This window comes from Gordonia liuliyuniae (assembly GCF_021738805.1).
GTDB lineage: Bacteria > Actinomycetota > Actinomycetes > Mycobacteriales > Mycobacteriaceae > Gordonia > Gordonia liuliyuniae.
This window is the reverse complement of record NZ_JAKKOR010000013.1, coordinates 88,134-105,099: the sequence shown is the minus strand read 5'-3', so window position 1 is coordinate 105,099 and position 16,966 is coordinate 88,134. Positions and strand designations below refer to the sequence as shown.

18 protein-coding genes are annotated in these 16,966 nt (G+C 66.9%); 8 read left to right on the top strand and 10 right to left on the bottom strand.

Annotated features, from left to right (window positions below):
• Positions 1–11: 11 nt before the first annotated feature.
• Positions 12–908, bottom strand: a complete 897-nt coding sequence (locus L5G33_RS17715) for a sulfurtransferase (RefSeq protein WP_236999492.1) — start codon at positions 906–908, stop codon at positions 12–14.
• 118 nt (positions 909–1,026) lie between these two features.
• Here L5G33_RS17715 and L5G33_RS17710 point away from each other — a divergent pair, with 118 nt between their 5' ends.
• Complete coding sequence (locus L5G33_RS17710; RefSeq protein ID WP_236999491.1) at positions 1,027–1,938, top strand: neutral zinc metallopeptidase; 912 nt, start codon at positions 1,027–1,029, stop codon at positions 1,936–1,938.
• Between the two features lie 68 nt (positions 1,939–2,006).
• Here the strand turns inward: L5G33_RS17710 and L5G33_RS17705 are convergent, their stop codons facing one another.
• The 3 genes from L5G33_RS17705 to L5G33_RS17695 all read right to left on the bottom strand — a co-directional run bounded on the left by L5G33_RS17705 (position 2,007) and on the right by L5G33_RS17695 (position 4,599).
• Positions 2,007–2,660 carry a Maf family protein gene (locus L5G33_RS17705; protein WP_236999490.1) on the bottom strand — a complete coding sequence of 218 codons (654 nt, stop codon included), beginning with the start codon at positions 2,658–2,660 and terminating at the stop codon, positions 2,007–2,009.
• Positions 2,660–2,908 (bottom strand): acyl-CoA carboxylase subunit epsilon, encoded by a 249-nt coding sequence (locus tag L5G33_RS17700; RefSeq protein ID WP_372476936.1) that lies wholly within the window; start codon positions 2,906–2,908, stop codon positions 2,660–2,662. Before L5G33_RS17700 ends, L5G33_RS17705 begins: the two co-directional genes overlap by 1 nt.
• A gap of 65 nt (positions 2,909–2,973) precedes the next feature.
• Positions 2,974–4,599: an acyl-CoA carboxylase subunit beta gene (locus L5G33_RS17695; RefSeq protein ID WP_236999488.1), complete on the bottom strand. Its 1,626-nt coding sequence runs from the start codon at positions 4,597–4,599 to the stop codon at positions 2,974–2,976.
• Between the two features lie 112 nt (positions 4,600–4,711).
• Here L5G33_RS17695 and L5G33_RS17690 point away from each other — a divergent pair, with 112 nt between their 5' ends.
• Positions 4,712–5,521, top strand: a complete 810-nt coding sequence (locus tag L5G33_RS17690) for a biotin--[acetyl-CoA-carboxylase] ligase (RefSeq protein WP_236999487.1) — start codon at positions 4,712–4,714, stop codon at positions 5,519–5,521.
• 9 nt (positions 5,522–5,530) lie between these two features.
• Here the strand turns inward: L5G33_RS17690 and L5G33_RS17685 are convergent, their stop codons facing one another.
• On the bottom strand, positions 5,531–6,154 hold the full coding sequence (locus L5G33_RS17685; protein ID WP_236999486.1) for a DUF6069 family protein: 624 nt from the start codon (positions 6,152–6,154) through the stop codon (positions 5,531–5,533).
• A gap of 143 nt (positions 6,155–6,297) precedes the next feature.
• On the opposite strand from L5G33_RS17685, the gene L5G33_RS17680 reads away from it, so the two are divergent.
• Genes L5G33_RS17680 through L5G33_RS17670 form a run of 3 tightly spaced genes read left to right on the top strand, consistent with a single transcriptional unit; the run spans position 6,298 to position 8,901 of the window.
• On the top strand, positions 6,298–6,876 hold the full coding sequence (locus L5G33_RS17680; RefSeq protein ID WP_236999485.1) for a PH domain-containing protein: 579 nt from the start codon (positions 6,298–6,300) through the stop codon (positions 6,874–6,876).
• Complete coding sequence (locus tag L5G33_RS17675) at positions 6,873–7,565, top strand: response regulator transcription factor (protein ID WP_236999484.1); 693 nt, start codon at positions 6,873–6,875, stop codon at positions 7,563–7,565. The genes L5G33_RS17680 and L5G33_RS17675 overlap by 4 nt, the downstream gene beginning before the upstream one ends.
• 10 nt (positions 7,566–7,575) lie before the next feature.
• Positions 7,576–8,901 carry a sensor histidine kinase gene (locus tag L5G33_RS17670; RefSeq protein WP_236999483.1) on the top strand — a complete coding sequence of 442 codons (1,326 nt, stop codon included), beginning with the start codon at positions 7,576–7,578 and terminating at the stop codon, positions 8,899–8,901.
• Here L5G33_RS17670 and L5G33_RS17665 read toward each other — a convergent pair.
• Entirely contained in the window at positions 8,873–9,406 is a 534-nt protein-coding gene (locus tag L5G33_RS17665) for a GtrA family protein (protein WP_265743157.1), read from the bottom strand. The genes L5G33_RS17670 and L5G33_RS17665 overlap by 29 nt on opposite strands.
• 143 nt (positions 9,407–9,549) lie before the next feature.
• Here L5G33_RS17665 and L5G33_RS17660 point away from each other — a divergent pair, with 143 nt between their 5' ends.
• Both L5G33_RS17660 and purE read left to right on the top strand, forming a co-directional pair.
• Positions 9,550–10,782, top strand: a complete 1,233-nt coding sequence (locus L5G33_RS17660; RefSeq protein WP_265743156.1) for a 5-(carboxyamino)imidazole ribonucleotide synthase — start codon at positions 9,550–9,552, stop codon at positions 10,780–10,782.
• A gap of 100 nt (positions 10,783–10,882) precedes the next feature.
• The gene (gene purE, locus L5G33_RS17655; RefSeq protein ID WP_236999480.1) at positions 10,883–11,395 is read left to right on the top strand and encodes a 5-(carboxyamino)imidazole ribonucleotide mutase; all 513 of its coding nucleotides are present in this window, start codon (positions 10,883–10,885) and stop codon (positions 11,393–11,395) included.
• A 35-nt stretch (positions 11,396–11,430) separates the two neighbouring features.
• On the opposite strand, the gene L5G33_RS17650 is transcribed toward purE, so the two are convergent.
• Positions 11,431–12,051, bottom strand: a complete 621-nt coding sequence (locus tag L5G33_RS17650) for a TetR/AcrR family transcriptional regulator (RefSeq protein ID WP_236999479.1) — start codon at positions 12,049–12,051, stop codon at positions 11,431–11,433.
• 143 nt (positions 12,052–12,194) lie between these two features.
• Here L5G33_RS17650 and L5G33_RS17645 point away from each other — a divergent pair, with 143 nt between their 5' ends.
• Positions 12,195–14,351 carry an ABC transporter permease gene (locus tag L5G33_RS17645; RefSeq protein ID WP_236999478.1) on the top strand — a complete coding sequence of 719 codons (2,157 nt, stop codon included), beginning with the start codon at positions 12,195–12,197 and terminating at the stop codon, positions 14,349–14,351.
• Positions 14,352–14,432: 81 nt separating this feature from the next.
• Here the strand turns inward: L5G33_RS17645 and L5G33_RS17640 are convergent, their stop codons facing one another.
• From L5G33_RS17640 to L5G33_RS17630, 3 genes are read right to left on the bottom strand one after another with little or no spacing between them, the layout of a single operon-like run.
• Entirely contained in the window at positions 14,433–15,455 is a 1,023-nt protein-coding gene (locus L5G33_RS17640) for a nitronate monooxygenase (RefSeq protein WP_236999477.1), read from the bottom strand.
• On the bottom strand, positions 15,452–16,147 hold the full coding sequence (locus L5G33_RS17635) for a GNAT family N-acetyltransferase (RefSeq protein WP_236999476.1): 696 nt from the start codon (positions 16,145–16,147) through the stop codon (positions 15,452–15,454). The genes L5G33_RS17640 and L5G33_RS17635 overlap by 4 nt, the downstream gene beginning before the upstream one ends.
• Positions 16,144–16,965: a dienelactone hydrolase family protein gene (locus L5G33_RS17630; protein ID WP_236999618.1), complete on the bottom strand. Its 822-nt coding sequence runs from the start codon at positions 16,963–16,965 to the stop codon at positions 16,144–16,146. Before L5G33_RS17630 ends, L5G33_RS17635 begins: the two co-directional genes overlap by 4 nt.
• Position 16,966 lies beyond the last annotated feature (1 nt).

The following is a 16,966-nucleotide window of genomic DNA, read 5'->3' as shown; positions in this document are numbered from 1 at the left end:
AGGCCCCCTCGTCAGCGCGCGCCGGGCGCGGCGCCCGGCTCTTCGCCCTGCGCGATCGGGACGCGCACACGGTTGCCCCATTCGGTCCACGAGCCGTCGTAGTTGCGGACGCTTGAGAAGCCAAGGAGGTAGGTGAGCACGAACCAGGTGTGGCTTGAGCGTTCACCGATGCGGCAGTAGGCGATGGTCGGCGTCGTCGGATCGAATGCGCCGTAGATCTCCTCCAACTCGGGGCGGGACCGGAAGCGGCTGTCGGGTGCTGCGGCCTTAGCCCAGGGGATCGACACCGCGGTCGGGATGTGACCGCCGCGCAGCGCGCCCTCCTCCGGGTAGTCGGGCATATGGGTGCGTTCGCCGGTGTACTCCTGCGGCGACCGGACGTCGATCAACGGCGTCGTGCCCAGCGAGGTCAAGACGTCTTCGGCGAACGCGCGGATCGACGGGTCGTCCCGCTCGACGACGGGGTAGTCGGTCGCGGGGTAGACGGGAACGTCGAACGACGTGTCGCGCTGCTCGTCCATCCAGGCATCACGGCCGCCGTCGAGGAGACGGACGTCCTCGTGTCCGAAGAGCGTGAACACCCACAGCGCGTAGGCCGCCCACCAGTTGTTCTTGTCGCCGTAGATGACGACCGTGTCGTCGCGTGCGATGCCCTTCTCGCTCATCAGCTTCGCGAACTGTTCGCCGTCGATGTAGTCGCGGGTCACCGGGTCGTTCAGATGGAGATGCCAGTCGACCTTCTGCGCGGTCGGAATGTGCCCAATGTCGTACAGCAGGACGTCTTCGTCCGATTCGACGATCTTGAGCCCCGGAGCGCCCAGATGGGCCGACAGCCACTCGGTGCTGACAAGACGTTCCGGGTGTGCGAACGAGGCGAAAGCCGGGTTCGAGTCGAATTCCACTGGCATGAGCGAGTCTCCCGAGTTCTGGTGCGCGGCGGCCTAAGCCGACTGTCCCATCTAGCATACGGTCGGCCGAATGACGGTGTTGGGACGGTGCGCCGTCGTGTCCTGTTAGCGTCACTTCATGCGAATGGGTCCGAAGCGCCGAAACGGTGCGAAACGAATCATGTCGGCGGCGGTGAGCGTCATCGCCACAGCCGTCGTCATGACGGGATGCGCCACCGGTCAGGACGGCACCCCGACCCGCACCGCACCGCAGCCGCCCGCACACTGCACGACTACCGAGTGCCCCGAGCTTCCCGTCTACTCCAGCAAGCAGATCGCCGACAGCGGGGTCACTCCGGCCAACGCGTCCACGACCGTTCCCGCATACATGACGGAGGTCCTCGACGACCTCGACCGGACGTGGCAGGAGTGGTTCGCCGAACTCAATATCGAATCCATCACGCCCGGCCGCGTCCTCATCCAACCGGGAGAGACCTTCACCTCCGAGTGCCTCGGCAAGTCCGAGTCGGTGTTGACGAGCGACTTCCCGAATGCGCTGTTCTGCACGCTCGACAAACAACCCGACGGCCAGGGCGTCGAGCGGACCGGGTCCATCGTGCTGCCCGTCCAGACGTTCGCCGACATCTGGAACGGCAGACTGTTCGGTAGCGACGGCATCATGCTTGGCGACTTCACCGCCGCCACGATCATCGCCCATGAGTACGGGCACAACGTCATGTACCGCCTCGCCGACGCGTACGGCATGAGCGAATCGCAGTTCCCGCGCGGCAACGATCCCGAACTCCTGGCCGACTGCTTCGCAGGCAACTGGGCGGGCACCGTATTCGCCCGCAAGGACCTCTCGATCAAAGAGATCGCGCAGGCCGCCGTCCTCATCTTCAGCATCGGCGACCCCCTTCCCGATCAGGGCCACGGCACGTCCATCGAACGCGTCCAGGCGTTGACCCGAGGATTCACCGAGAAGCTGACGGGCCACGGGCAGCCGCTCACGTGCCTGAAGAACTACTGGCCGGAGGCGCTTGGGCCGTAACCTCCGCGTTGGTGACGGTCAGGGCGCCGGGAGGGTTCTTCGGCAGTCCTCGCTCGTCGCCCCGAGGCTCACGTCCTCCAGAGATCGGTCACGTCGACGCCGACCCGAGCAAGCAGTTCCCGGGTCAGGGGGAGGCTGATGCCGATGACGCTCGACGGGTCGCCGGTGATGCCGTCGAGGAGCCAACCGCCGAGACCGTCGAGCGTGAACGCGCCGGCGACCTTCAGCGGTTCGCCCGTCGCGACGTACCGTGCGATCGTCTCGTCGGAGACGTCCGAGAAGGCGACGCCCGTCGACCTGTGGTCGGCGACGACCGATTCGACGGCGCCGTCGCGCAGACGGGTCACACAGTGGCCGGTCAACAGGTGGCCGGTCTTGCCGCGCATCCGCTTCCACCGAGCGATCGCGACATCGGGGGTGTGCGGCTTACCCGACAGTTCGCCGTCGAGCAGCAGCATCGAATCACACGTGAGGACCACTCCGTCGACGCGAGCCGCCTCGAACGACGGATTGCCGTCCGACCGGATCGACGAGACGATCGCCTCGCCCTTCGCCCGGGCCAGACGGGTCACGACATCGGCAGGCGGAACGTCGCCCATCGCGGCGACGATCGCGTCCTCATCGAGATCGGCGACGAGGACCTGAGGAACGAGTCCGGCGTCGCGCAGCACGCGAAGACGTGCCGGCGACGCCGAACCCAGAACGACAGATATCGAGCCCATCAACCGCGGTTGGGGAACGACGACGGCATGCCCCATGTCGAACGATGCATGTCGGTCGGACGCCCCCAGTCGTTGCGCGTGACGGGGCCGGTGTCGCCGCCGCCACCGCCCGCGGACGCGAGCACGCTCACCAGGGCGGCGACGTCCTCGTCCGTCGGATTGCCTGACACGACGGTCAGGAACGGCTTCGCTGGGACGCTCTCGGCGCTACCCTCTGCGGTCGACTCCACAGCATTCTCCTCAGTCACACCGGTCATAGTCACACCGGTCACAGTCACACCGGTCACAGTCACACCGGTCACAGTCACACCGGTCACAGGGGGATGTTTCCGTGCTTGCGCGGCGGCAGCTGCACGAGCTTGCGTTCGAGCAGGCGCAGCGAGTTCGCGATCTGACCGCGAGTGTGGCTCGGCGGGATCACCGCGTCGACATATCCGCGTTCGGCGGCCACATACGGGTTGACGAGGGTGTCCTCGTACTCCTGCTGCAGCTCAAGGCGGAGCGCGTCGACGTCGTCGCCGTCGGCTTCGGCGTCCTTCAGCTTGCCGCGGTAGACGAACCCGACGGCGCCCGAAGCGCCCATGACGGCGATCTGCGCGGTCGGCCACGCCAGGTTGACGTCGGCGCCCATGTGCTTGGAGCCCATGACGTCGTACGCGCCGCCGTACGCCTTACGGGTGATGACGGTGATCTTGCCGACCGTAGCCTCGCCGTAGGCGTACAGGAGCTTCGCGCCGCGGCGGATGATGCCGTTGTACTCCTGGTCGGTGCCCGGCAGGAAGCCCGGGACGTCAACGAGCGTGATGATCGGGACGTTGAAGGCGTCGCAGGTGCGCACGAAGCGTGCGGCCTTCTCGGATGCGTCGATGTCCAGGCACCCGGCGAACTGGGTCGGCTGATTGGCGACGATGCCGACGCTGCGGCCCTCCACACGACCGAAGCCGACGACGATGTTCATCGCGCGCTCGGCCTGGACTTCGAGGAACTCGTCGTCGTCGAGGATCCGGCGGATCACCTCGTGGATGTCGTACGGCTGGTTCGGCGAATCCGGGATCAGCGTGTCGAGTTCGAGGTCCTCGTCGGTGAGGTTGTCCTCGATGCTGCCGGACGCGACGTTCGCGGGGAGACGCGGAGCGTCGGCGCGGTTGTTGCTCGGCAGGTAGCTGAGCAGTTCCTTGACGTACTCGAGCGCGTCCTCTTCGTCCTGAGCGACATAGTGGGCGACCCCGGACTTGGTCATGTGCGTGGTCGCGCCGCCCAGATCCTCCATGGTCACGTCCTCGCCGGTGACGGTCTTGATGACGTCGGGACCGGTCACGAACATCTGGCTGGTCTGGTCGACCATCACGGTGAAGTCGGTGAGCGCGGGGGAGTAGACGTGGCCGCCTGCCGCCGCGCCCATGATCAGCGAGATCTGCGGGATGACGCCGGACGCCTTCACGTTGCGGTGGAAGATCTCGCCGTACAGGCCGAGCGAGACGACACCCTCCTGGATGCGGGCGCCCGCACCCTCGTTGATGCCGACCAGCGGACGGCCGGTCTTGAGCGCCAGGTCCATGACCTTGACGATCTTCTCGCCGTACACCTCACCGAGGCTGCCGCCGAACACGGTCACGTCCTGGCTGAACACGCAGACCTCGCGGCCGTCGACCGTGCCGTAGCCGACGACGACGCCGTCGCCGACGGGACGCTTCTCGGCGAGGCCGAAGTTGGTGCTGCGGTGGCGGGCCAGCGCGTCGAGTTCGACGAAGGAGCCGTCGTCGAGGAGGTGAGTGATGCGCTCGCGGGCGGTCAGCTTGCCCTTCGCGTGAATCTTCTCGATCGCGCTTTCGCCGACCGGGTGTTCGGCGTCGGCGAGGCGATTGCGCAGGTCGGCGAGTTTGCCGGCCGTCGTGTGGATGTCGGGTGTAGCGCCTTCGTCGCGCGAAGCAGTCGTCATGAACATCGACTTTAACGAGACAGGTGTGACTCCGGTCAACCGGATCGTATGTGAGAATATCCTCACATTCACTTATGCAGGTTGTTTCATAGCGGGGCTAGAGTGTCTGCTCATGACCGAATCCGCTCTTCCCGACGCCGCTCGCCTGCGTGACCTGCTCGCCGGAACCCGGTGGCACACCGTCGAAGTGGTCGCCGAGACCGGATCGACCAACGCCGATCTGATCGCGCGCGCCGAGGATGCAGACGTGGTGGGCACGGTGCGGGTCGCCGGCTTCCAGTCGGCAGGCCGCGGACGACACGCCCGGGTGTGGAAGACGCCGCACGGCCAGCTTGCGATGTCGGCGGCAGTGCTGGTCCGTCCGTTCGATGCCGAACGGGTTGGTTGGCTGTCGCTGCTGACCGGACTCGCCGTCCGCGATGCGCTGTCGGCGGTTGCGGGCGTCGAAGCCGAACTCAAATGGCCGAACGACGTGCTCGCACCGTCCGACGACGACGGCCCCGGCGGGAAGCTGTCGGGCATCCTCTCCGAGTTCCGGCCGCTGCCCGAAGGTGGCGGCATCGCAGTGATCGGGACGGGCGTCAACGTCGACCTCGATCCCTCGAGTGTCGAGAACGCGAGCGCGGCTTCGGTGAGCGGGCTCGCCGGCCGAGCCGTCGACGGAACCGAGGTGGCCGCCGCCTATCTGCGGGCACTGTCGGATCGCCTCGCCGACTGGCCGGACGGCGTCGACCGACTCGTCGCCGACTACCGAGCGTCGAGCGCGACCCTAGGCAAGCGTGTACGTCTGATCCTGCCCGGCGATGTCGAGGTGATCGGCGACGCCGTCGACGTCGACGATCAGGGGCGGATCGTCGTGCACGGCCCGGACGGGCCGGTCGTGGCGTCGGCGGGCGACGTCACGCATCTACGCCCGGTGTAGGACTAGTGCCTACCGCTGCTTACGGCGGCTCGCGGTCCCCATCGTCGGGATCAGGGTGAACACGGGCAGGCCGATGATCAGGTGCATGATCGCGGTGCCGATGCCGGTGGAGATCTCGGCCGACAGGGCCAACGGGATGACGACGCTCGCCGCGATGAGCAGCCCGACGACCCAGCGGTAGAACTGGTCGGGCGCGGGCGTGCCGATCTGCAGCAGGTACCAGAGTGCTCCGCCCAGGATGGCGACGACGAAGCCCACGAGCGCGAACCACAGTTCGTCCTGGGCAAGCGGATTCCAGATTCCGAGCTTGCCCGAATCATTCACCTTCTGGGTGACGGTCCGGATGATCCAGCCGACCAGCCAGGCGGCAAGGCCGGTGACGACGCCGGTCATCAGGACGCCGCCGCAGAACATCAGCGGATCGATGTCGGGGCCGCGCCGCGGCGTTTTCGGCTTGGGGCTCTGCTGCGCGTACCCCTGTCGGGTGTAGTCCTGGGGCTGCGGGGAGTACTGCTGCTGGGAGTACTGCTGCTCGGTGTAGCCGTACTCGTAGTCGTTCGCCTGGCTGTACGCCCGGGTCTGCGGATTCTGGTTCGCTTGGTAGCGCGGGTCGCGCGGATCGTAGTTCGTCATCTCTCGCAAGCACCTTCGCCGTCGCATCGCCTCGTGCTCGCACACACCTGCCGTCCGACGAGCACCTCGTGCATCGAGTGTAACGACGACGGCGCGTTACAGGTCGACACCTGAACGTCTTCGACGCACTAAGCTCGGTCCACATGGGATATCCGCGCGACAATCTCGCACCCGGCGAACAGGTCGTCATCCATCGTCACCCGCATTGGAAGAGTCTCATCGTCCCGGTGCTGTTGTTCTTGGTGGTGACCGCGCTCGCCGGGGTGGCCCTCGGCTACATCAACACCAGCGATTCGTTGTCGGACAGGACGTCGATGTGGTTGACGATCGCGGTCATCGTCGTGTGGGCGGTGGCGACGGCGTACTCGCTGGCGCGCCCGGTGCTGTCGTGGCGGACGACCCATTTCGTCGTCACCGACCGCCGCGTCATGTATCGGAACGGGATCATCACACGTTCGGGGATCGACATCCCGATGCGCCGGATCACGTCGGTCGAGTTCCGGCACGGTCTCGTCGACCGCATGCTGCGGACCGGCACGCTCGTCATCGAGTCGGCATCCGATGAACCGCTCTCGTTCCACGACATCCCGAACGTCGAGGCGGTCCACGCCGAGCTGTATCAGGAGATCCTCGACGAGGACGACGACAGTAATTTTGGCCGCAGTAACTATGGCCGGGGTGACTTTGGCCGAGGGGACTACGGCCGGGGGCGCCGCAGATGACAGCCGCCCGTCCGATCCTCCTGGCCGAAGACGACGCGGCGATCGCCGAACCGCTGGCACGCGCGTTGACTCGCGAGGGGCACGAGTGCGTCATCGCGCCGACCGGTCCCGACGCACTCGACGAGGTGCTGTCCGGCGACTATGGGCTGCTGATCCTCGACCTCGGGCTGCCGGGGATGGACGGTCTGGAGGTGTGCCGTACGGTTCGCGCACACCTACCGGAGATGGCGGTGCTGATGTTGACCGCCCGCACCGACGAGGTCGACTTCGTCGTCGGTCTCGACGCGGGCGCCGACGACTATGTGGGCAAGCCGTTCCGTCTGGCCGAACTCCTGGCCAGGGTGCGTGCGCTGATGAGACGCAGCACCGCCGTCGAGGACGAGGACGTGGTGCTCGACTACGGCGACATCCAACTCGATGCGCGGGCGCGGCGAGTGGTCGTCGACGGCGAGGAACTGACGTTGGCCAACCGGGAGTTCGACCTGCTGCAGTTTCTGATGGAACGGCCGGGGGAGGCGCTCGCTCGCGACGAGATCATGACGCAGGTCTGGGGATCGGTCGATCTGCGGTCATCGAAGACGCTCGACATGCACATCTCGTGGATCCGGCGGAAGATCGGCGACGACCAGCCGACGCGGAGCAAGCACATCGTCACCGTGCGCGGTGTCGGGTTCAGGTTCGATCCGTAGAGGTGTCCGCGTGCGCAATCGAATACTGAAGATGATGATCGTCACCGTCGCGTTGATGGGGCTCCTCCTCGGTGTGCCGTTGACGATTCTCTCCGTCCAGGCCATGTCCCGGGAGGCGCGCCAGAACCTGTCGGAGAGCCTCAAACGCATCTCCGAGTACGTGCTGTCCGAAGAGACCGGCGGCCACGACGTCCCGCTCACCGACCTCGATCTCGACCAGTTCAGGCTGTTGGTCCCGTCGGACGGGCGGCTGAGTCTCGACGTTGACGCCGATCGCCCGGACGGAACGGTGATGTCGGTGCATCGGGAGATCGGCGCCGAGCAGCATGCCGACACGATCGCCGAGTCGGTGAGTCTGGGGCCGCAGGCGCGCATGACTTTGGAGATTCCGGAGGAGAACGTGCGGCCACGGCAGCTGGTCGCGGTCGGGGTGCTGTTCCTGGTGATCACCGGGTCGGTCGCCGGTGGTGCGATCGTCGCGGTGGTGACGGCCCGCAGGCTGTCCGAGCCGTTGACGGCGGTCGCCGCACGTGCGGGCGCGATGGCGCGCGGTGACTTCTCATCCGAATGGCCGTCGTACGGCATCGACGAGCTCGACCGTGTCGCGGAGGCGTTGGCCGACGCGAACCGTGAGATCGTGTTGCGGCTGGAGCGGGAGGGCGAGATCGTCGGAGACGTCTCCCATCAGCTGCGTAGCAGGCTCACCGCTGTCCACCTGCGGTTGGACGAGCTGACTCTGCACAGCGACCCGGCCGTCGTCATCGAGGCGGAGGCCGGTCTCGAACAGGTCGAACGTCTGTCGCGGGAGCTCGACGAACTGGTCGCCGCGTCGCGCGAGGACACCGCAGGCCGCGGCGCGATCGATGCGCGAGACGTCGTCGACACGTTGATCGGCGACTTCGAGCCGGCGTTCCGGGCCAAGGGCAGGCGGCTGCGCTCGGAGACATTGGGTCGGATCCCGATGATCGCCGGGAAGCCGGGGCGTCTCCGGGAGGCGTTGAGCGTGCTGATCGACAACTCGCTGCAGCACGGCGCGGGTACCACCACCGTTCGGATCGCGAACCTGCCGGCCGCCGAGATGGTGCGGTTGACGGTCGCCGACAGCGGACCGGGCATCCCCGACGAGATCGCGCTGGACGTGTTTCGACGCGGGTTCTCCGGCGGCAGCCGCAGCGGTATGGGGCTGTCGTTGTCGCGGGCGCTCATCGAAGCCGAAGGCGGGCGGCTGGACCTGACGTCGCGGCGGCCCGCGGTGTTCGCGATCGTGCTACCGGCTCAAGGACGGCGGCCGTTCGACGACGGTCACGTCAGGCGTGACCGAGTTCCTCATCGGTGAGTTCGTCGGGGTTCGGGTTGACGTCGGTCGAGCCGCCGTCGCCGCCGCGCGGCTCCTCGTCGGGGAATGCGAAGCGTCGCAGCGCCCAGAATCGGAATGCCATGCCGAACAGGTTGCCGATGATGAACGCGAGTAAGAAGTCGAGGACGGCGAGCTCAAGGCCCGCCAAATTCTCACGCATCCCGAAGACATTGTTGGCCAACCAGAGCGGGGCCGCGGTGAGAAGCACCGCGACACCGCTGATCAGGAAGAACAGCAGGGCTTCGTGGTGTCGTTCGCGTCCGCCACGATTCTTGAACGCCCACTCGCGGTTGAGTATGTAGCTCAGGATCGTCGCGACGACGCCGGAAATGATCCGGGCGACCACTGGCTTCTGTTCGAGAACGGTGAACGCGAGCATGTAGTAGATCGCGGTGTCGATGACGAATGTCGTGCCGCCGACGATGGCGAACTTGATGAGCTCGCTGTGCTTCATGACGAGCCGGTGGAGTGGCCCCGGCAGCATGGAGACTGCCTTGTCGATTGTCAGCACAACGGACGAGTGTACGTAATCGTCCCGTCACACACACATCCGCGGACGTCTGTGCGGCGTTTCGTGCCGGACATGACACCATTGACGCCGTGAGTTCGCAACCGCGTCGTACAGAACTGGGTCGCACAGAATCGCGCCGGACAGAATCGGGCATGCCGACTGTCACCATGATCGGGGGCGGGCAGCTGGCCCGCATGACCCATCAATCCGCGATCGCGCTGGGCCAGTGCCTTCGTGTGCTGGCCAGTGGCCCGACCGACCCGGCGGCCCAGGTGAGCGGCGACGTCGTCTTCGGTTCGCACGAGGTCCTCGACGACCTTCGCGAGGCGGCCGAAGGCGCGGTCGCGTTGACGTTCGATCATGAGGGTGTCCCGTTGGGACTCTTGGAGGCGCTCGAGGCCGAGGGCGTCGCGGTGCGCCCGCCGTCGAAGGCGCTGCGGTTCGCGCAAGACAAGCTCGACATGCGCAACCGGCTCGCCGAACTGGGGCTGCCGGTGCCCGACTACGCCGACCTGTCCGGCGACGTCGCCGCGGCTCGCGACCAGTTGATCGCGTTCGGGGACCGGAACGACTGGCAGGTCGTGATCAAAGCGGTCCGCGGCGGCTACGACGGGCGTGGCGTGTGGCTGGTCGATGGACGCGATAAGGCACTCGCGGTTTTCGACGAGCAGGCGGGCGGCGACACGGTCCTGATGGCCGAGCAGAAGGTGACGATGCGTCGGGAGCTGTCGGCGATGGTCGCGCGGTCGCCGTACGGTCAGGGCGCTGCGTGGCCGGTCGTCGAGACCGTCCAACGCAACGGGCAGTGCGCCGTGGTGCTCGCGCCCGCGCCCGACCTCGATCGCGAGATCGCGCAGCAGGCGCAACAGATGGCGCTCCGATTAGCTGACGAACTCGGCGTGATCGGCGCGATGGCGATGGAACTCTTCGAGACCGCAGACGGCAGGCTCGTCGTCAACGAATTGGCGATGCGCCCGCACAACAGCGGCCATTGGACGATGGACGGTGCGGTCACCTCGCAGTTCGAGCAGCATCTGCGCGCCGTTCTCGACTATCCGCTCGGCGACACGTCACCCCGCGCGGAGGTCGTGGTCATGGCGAACGTCCTGGGCGCCGAGCAGACGCCGGAGATGTCGGTCGACGAACGTCTGCACCACCTGTTCGCGCGGATGCCCGATGCGAAGGTCCACATGTACGGCAAGGGAGAGCGGCGCGATCGGAAGGTCGGCCACGTCAACGTCGTCGGCGCACCCGGCGACGACGTGGACAGGGTCCGCGAACGCGCCGAACGTGCCGCGCACTGGATGAGCCACGCCGTCTGGACCGACGGCTGGGACCCGCACGCCTGACATTTCGCCGTACCACCACGTATAGCGGTAGAACTGGTTGGATGCGGCTCGGAATCGACGAATACGCGTTGGTACGACGAACCACTTTGGAGGAAGACGAATGGCAGAACGGGCAGGACCTCGCGTCGGCCTCATCATGGGCAGCGACTCGGACTGGCCGACGATGGAGGCCGCCGCCGAGGCACTCGCCGAGTTCGGCGTCCCGTTCGAGGTCGGTGTCGTCTCCGCGCACCGCACGCCGCAACGCATGCTCGACTATGCGAAGAACGCTGCCGCGCGCGGCGTCTCGGTGATCATCGCCGGTGCAGGCGGCGCCGCGCACCTGCCGGGGATGGTCGCGTCGGCGACGCCGCTGCCGGTGATCGGCGTGCCGGTCCCGCTCAAATACCTCGACGGCATGGATTCGCTGCTGTCGATCGTGCAGATGCCCGCGGGCGTCCCGGTCGCGACGGTGTCGATCGGCGGCGCACGGAACGCGGGACTCCTCGCCGTCCGCATTCTCGCCGCCGGCGATCCCGCCCTCCAGTCGGCGATGGAAACCTTCCAGGCGGGCCTGGAGACGATGGTCCTGGAGAAGGACGAGAAGCTCCGCAAGAGCCTCCTCGACGGCTGACTATTCGGTCGCCGCTCGAACCAGAGTCGGGCTCCTCAGCGCCGTGTGACGGGAGCAGCGAGCATCCCGGTGGCGGCGTCGACGATGAAGTAGCCGATGGAGGTCCAGTCGCCTTCGGCGGTCCCCGCTTCGAGGTCTGCCTCGTAACCGGCGCACAGGCGCAGGGTGAGACCCGCGAGGATGCGAATTCTCGGAACGAGGACCGACTCGGGTACGTCTGCAAGCTCAGGGACTCGAGTGATCCCGGGGTCGAAGAGGACGCTGTTCTCGATGGTCTCGCGCATGGAGTCCTCGGCCGACGGTAGCGACATCGCCTGATAGTAGAAGCGGGCGTGCCAGCTGGGGACCGGCAACGACTCGAGGTATCCCACCCACGGCAGGACTCCGGCCCCGATGGTGTCGTGCAGAGACGGCTCGTCCGGCAGCATGTCGACGATGGCGGCGCGTCGCGCAGCGACCTCGTCGCGGCCGCGAGCGAGCAACGCTGCGATCATGTCGTCGCGTCCGCCGAAGTGGTATTTGATCGCCGAATGGTTCGCGGTGCCTGCGTGTTCGGTGATCTTTCGGTTCGATACGGCGTCAATGCCGTGGAGTGCGAAGAGCTCTTCCGCCGCATCCAGCAGCGACTCCCGTGCGCGGTCCCCGTACTGTGCCATCGCCTCGATGTCCCTCCGGTCGATCAGTATGCATTCACCTACATTTTTCCACAATTACGCCACATGGCGTAATGTTGCGCGAGTACGTGATCGCAGACCGCTGGCTCGGTCGCTCGCGATCACCTCACCACGAAGGGGAGCCTATGTCGGCAGAGACGGACGAGGTCGGTGCGACCACGGAAATGGACGACGAAGCGGCTGCGGTTGCGAAACGCGCGAAGATCGAAGGGATCGTCCGCATCGCGATCATGTTCCTGATGCCGTTGGCGATCGTGGGCATGATGATCTGGGGCTACATGGGTGCGATGCACTCGCCGACGCCCCGGGATATGCCGATCGTCGTGTCCGGACAGGACGCCGGAGGATTCGCGACCGCGCTCGAACGCGCCGACTCGGACGCGGTCGACATTCGAGTCGATGTCGACGCGAACAGTGCTCGTCAACGGGTGGTCGATCGTGAGGCTGTCGGAGCGGTGGTCGTCAACGGGAAGACCGCGACCCTGTTCACGGCGAGCGGTGCGGGAGCATCTCAGTCGACAATCGTCACGACTCTGGTGACACCGGCCGCGGCCGCTCACGGGCTGACGCTGCAGACCGAGGACCTGGTGCCGCTGCCCGCGGACGATCCAGCAGGGCTCGGCGCGATGTTCATGACGACGGCGATCGTGATGGCGGGCTACCTGCCCTTGTCGATGATGTTGTCGAACTCGCCGCAATTGCTGCGGCTGCGTCGCTTCCTCCCGCTACTCGCGGGATGGGCTGTGCTTATCGCCGGAGTGCTCGCGCTGGTTACCTGCCCGATCCTGCACGTCGTACCTGCGGGCCGCGTGCTGCCTGTGATGGGCGTCGCGATACTGGGCGTGGTGTCGATCGGGTTGGTGCAACTGTTCTTCACTCGAATATTCGGAGCGATGGCGACCCTGCTCGCCATGCTGTTGCTCATGGTTCTAGGCATGCCGAGCTCGAATCTGAGCATTTCGATCTACACGGCCCCGCCGTTCTATGACGTCTTCCATTCGTTCCTGCCACTGCCCGCGATCGGGGAAGCGCTGCGGTCGGTTCTCTATTTCAGTGGCGACGGTGCAGGAAAACACCTGATGGTGTTGGGTATCGGCGGCCTGGCCGGCCTGGTGTTGACCATCCTCGTCGACGTGCGCAAGCGCCGAACGTCCAAGTCGGCGACGGTCAACGTCACCATGCCGTCGCTGCGCGGCGCGTCACAGCCGGACACTCCGTTCTGGCGGTACGCCGCGCTGCTGTTCTTCCCGCTCGCGATGGTCACCATGATGATCACGGCCATGCTCGGCGCCATGCATTCACCGACGCCCAAGGACATGCCGGTCGCGGTGGTCGCGGAGTCGGAGCAGCAGGCGCAGGTGATGGCCGACGGACTGTCGCAACAGATGCCGGGGATGTTCGACATCAGTGTCGTCGGGTCGACGGATGAGGCGCGGACGCAAGTAGCCGATCGCGATGTCGTCGGAGCGTTCGTGCTGCCCAGTGCAGCCGAGCCGCAGGCGACGGTCATCACCAGTCAGGCTGCGAGCAACAGTGCCGCCCAGGTCGTCGACACGATCTTCACTCAGGTGGCACAGGCCCAGAACATGCCGGTCGTGACGGATGACATCGCACCGCTGCCCGACCGCGACAGCATGGGGACGGTGACGATGTACATCGCGATGGGCTGGTTGATGGCCGGCTTCATGGTGATCATCGTCGGCGCGAACGCTGCTCCGGCGAGCCGACCGCTGCCGAAGCTCCTGCCGATCGTCGGGGTCTACTCGGCGTTCATGTCCGGTGTCATCCTGCTCATCGCGGACCCGCTGACCGGCAGCATCGAAAGCGGCCACGCGTGGGAGTTGTGGGCGACCGGCACGATAGCGACCTTCTGCGTGGCGATGTTCGCGACAGTCTTCGAGAGACTCGTGGGTATGCTCGCGATCATTCCAGTGATCGGCATACTCATGTTCCTCGGCGTTCCCGCATCGAGCGGTGCGATGTCGGTGTACATGGAGGCGCCGTTCTTCCGTGCGATCCACGACATCATCCCGATGGGCGCGGCAGTCGAAGCGGCCCGGTCGATCCTGTACTTCGGCGGTGACACGCTGGGATCGGCGATCCTCGTCTTCGTGACGTGGGGAGTGATCTCGTTGATGGTCGTTGCGATCATCGACCGGCTGAAGCCTCTGCGGACGACCTCGGAGATGGTCGAGGTGCCGCACCCGGCGTTGGGCGACTCCTACGTGCCGAAGGAGGTCGAGGTCGACCTCGAAAAGGCCCGGAAGGCCCCGGCCACCTGACCGACGCTCCCGAGGGCGGTGACCGCGTCGTTTCGTCACGCCGGTCGGCCGCCCGCTGGCGGGGCGTGACTGGCGGATAGCTCAGCGGGACAGTTCTCGCACCACGTCGCCCGCCGCGATGGCCCGGGCCGAGCGGAAGCCTGATCCGGCCCACAGGTTGATGACATGCGGATCGTCGGCCGCCGCTTTACGGATGCCGCCGGTCAACGTGTTGACCTGCGGGTAGGCCGACGGCGCGGCGGCGGTGTTGGCGCGGACGAAGTCGTTCTCCAACCCGCGGGCGAGGCGACCGGAGTAGGCGCGGGTGGTGACGGTCGTCGTGAACCGCGGGTCTGCCAGCGCGTCGCGATGTGCCTGCCGCGTGCCCGCTTCGGGAGTCCGCAACAGCAGCGTGCCGATCTGCGCGGCGGCCGCGCCCGCGTCGAGGATCGCGCGGACGTCGGCCGGTCCTGCGACACCGCCTGCACCGACCGTCGGCAGGCCGGTCTCGGCGACCACCGCGCGCACCAGATCGAGGGTCTCGACCTGTGGATCGACGTCGGCGATGCCGAACGTCGCGCGATGTCCACCGGCCGAGAAGCCTTGTGCGCACAGCGAATCGACGCCGAGCTCGGCGGCGACGCGCGCCTCGACCACGCTGGTCACGGTCGCCGACACGGCGACGTCCACCGCGTGTAGGCGGTCGACGACGCTGTGATCGGGGAGGCCGAACGTGAACGACACGACCGCCGGGCGTTCGCGAACGAGCACGTCAACCTTGGCGTCGAACGAGTCGTCGGTGAACGGCACCGACTCCGGCAGGACGACGCCGACGCGCTCGGCGAGCGGTGCCAGTCGGTCGCGGTACGCAGCCAACTCGTCAGGGTCGACGTCGACGCGTTCGGGCACGAACAGGTTGACGCCGAAGGGGCGCGAGGTGAGCGAGGCGATTTCGCGGACGGCCGCCGTCAACGCGTCCGACGACAGGTAGGCCCCGCCGTAGAAGCCGAACCCGCCTGCGTCCGATACGGCGGCGGTGAGCGCCGGGGTCGACACACCCCCGGCCATCGGGGCGCCGATGATCGTCGGCCCGGAATCGTCGAATGTGTGCACGGTCGTCCTCATCTCACTCGCAGGATCTCCAGGGGCAGCTCGGAGGTGAGCGTGAACCCCATCTTCTCGTACAGGCGGCGCGCCGGATTGTCGGCCGTCGTGTGCAGGAACGGTGCGCGGCCGTCGGCGACGGTCATCTCCGCGACGGCGGCGACGAGCCGCCGCGCCAGGCCGCGTCCGCGCGCGTCGGGGTGCGTGCACACCGCGCTAATCTCGGTCCATCCGGGCAGCTCCAGGCGTTGACCGGCCATGGCGAGAAGTCGGCCCGAGTCGGGGTCGCGGTAGCCGAGGTACGCGCCCATCTCGATGGTGCGAGGCAGGAACGGGCCCGGCTGGGTGAGCTCGACGAGCGCCGTCATCTCCGGCACGTCCGCGGGGCCGAGTCGAACCACCTCCGGATCGGCCGCGGGTGCGACGGCGTCACCGCGGTACTGCACCAGGGCGACGGTGGCGACCACCTCGAACTGGTCGGGCAGCCCCGTCCTGCGGTCGCGTAGGGATGCGGTACGCCCTCGTCCGGTCAAAGCGGCGAGGTCGGCGTAATCCTGGTCGGTCATCTCGCGTGGATGACCGTAAAACACCGACACATCGGGTTCGAAGGTGACGATGTTCCCGCGGGTCCGGGCGAACCGTGCCTGGGGTCCGCGCAGCGCGGCGGTGAACGGGTCATCGAGCACATTCGTTGCGACGGCCTGCGGGTTCATGCGTGCTGCAACTTCTGCCGAAAGAACCCGATGATCTGGTCGAGGGTGTCGCGGGTCGGCTGGCCGGGCTCGTCGATGAGATGCTCGGTGACCACCGAGTGCGGCGGAAGGGTGCCGTCCGGGTTCGCTGCGTCGTCGGGGAGTTCGACACTTATGAAGGCGTCGCCGAGTTCGCGTCGGAGGAACTCGAACCGTCCGCCGGGCGAGAGTGCGTCGCCCTCGAAACGCGCGCCCATCACTTGCAGGCTCTCGCTGCGGCAGCGTGAACGCACGCACGCCAGGTCTTCAGGCGAGATGTCGATCGTGCGGCGTCGGCTCGGCGTGATGCCCAGTGGCAACGATGGCTGCGACAGGACTGGCGCGAGCATCGTGTCGTCCACCGACATTCCCAGCGCGAAGCCGCCGGTCACGCACATGCCGATCGCGCCGATCCCCGGACCGCCGCATTCGCTGTGGGCGACCCGCCCGAGTGCGCGGAGCCACGCCACGACCGGTGACGTCTCGCCGACGGCGAAGATCGTGAACTCGCGGCTCACGCACACCTTGCTCAGGGAGCGGACCATGCCCGCGCCCGCTCGCGGCAGGTCCGACAGTCCGCCTGGGTTCGGTTCGGCGCCGTCGACGCCGAACAGCGACGGGACGAAGACAGTGAAGCCTGCGTCGGCGACACGGCGCGCGAACTCGGCGACCTTCGGGGTCACCCCGGGAATCTCCGGGATGACGATGACGGCGGGTCCGTCGCCGAGTCGATAGTAGTGGTGCGTGATCGCCTCGTGGGTGAACTCGCGGCGGTCGAATCCGGTGAGGGCAGCAGGGATT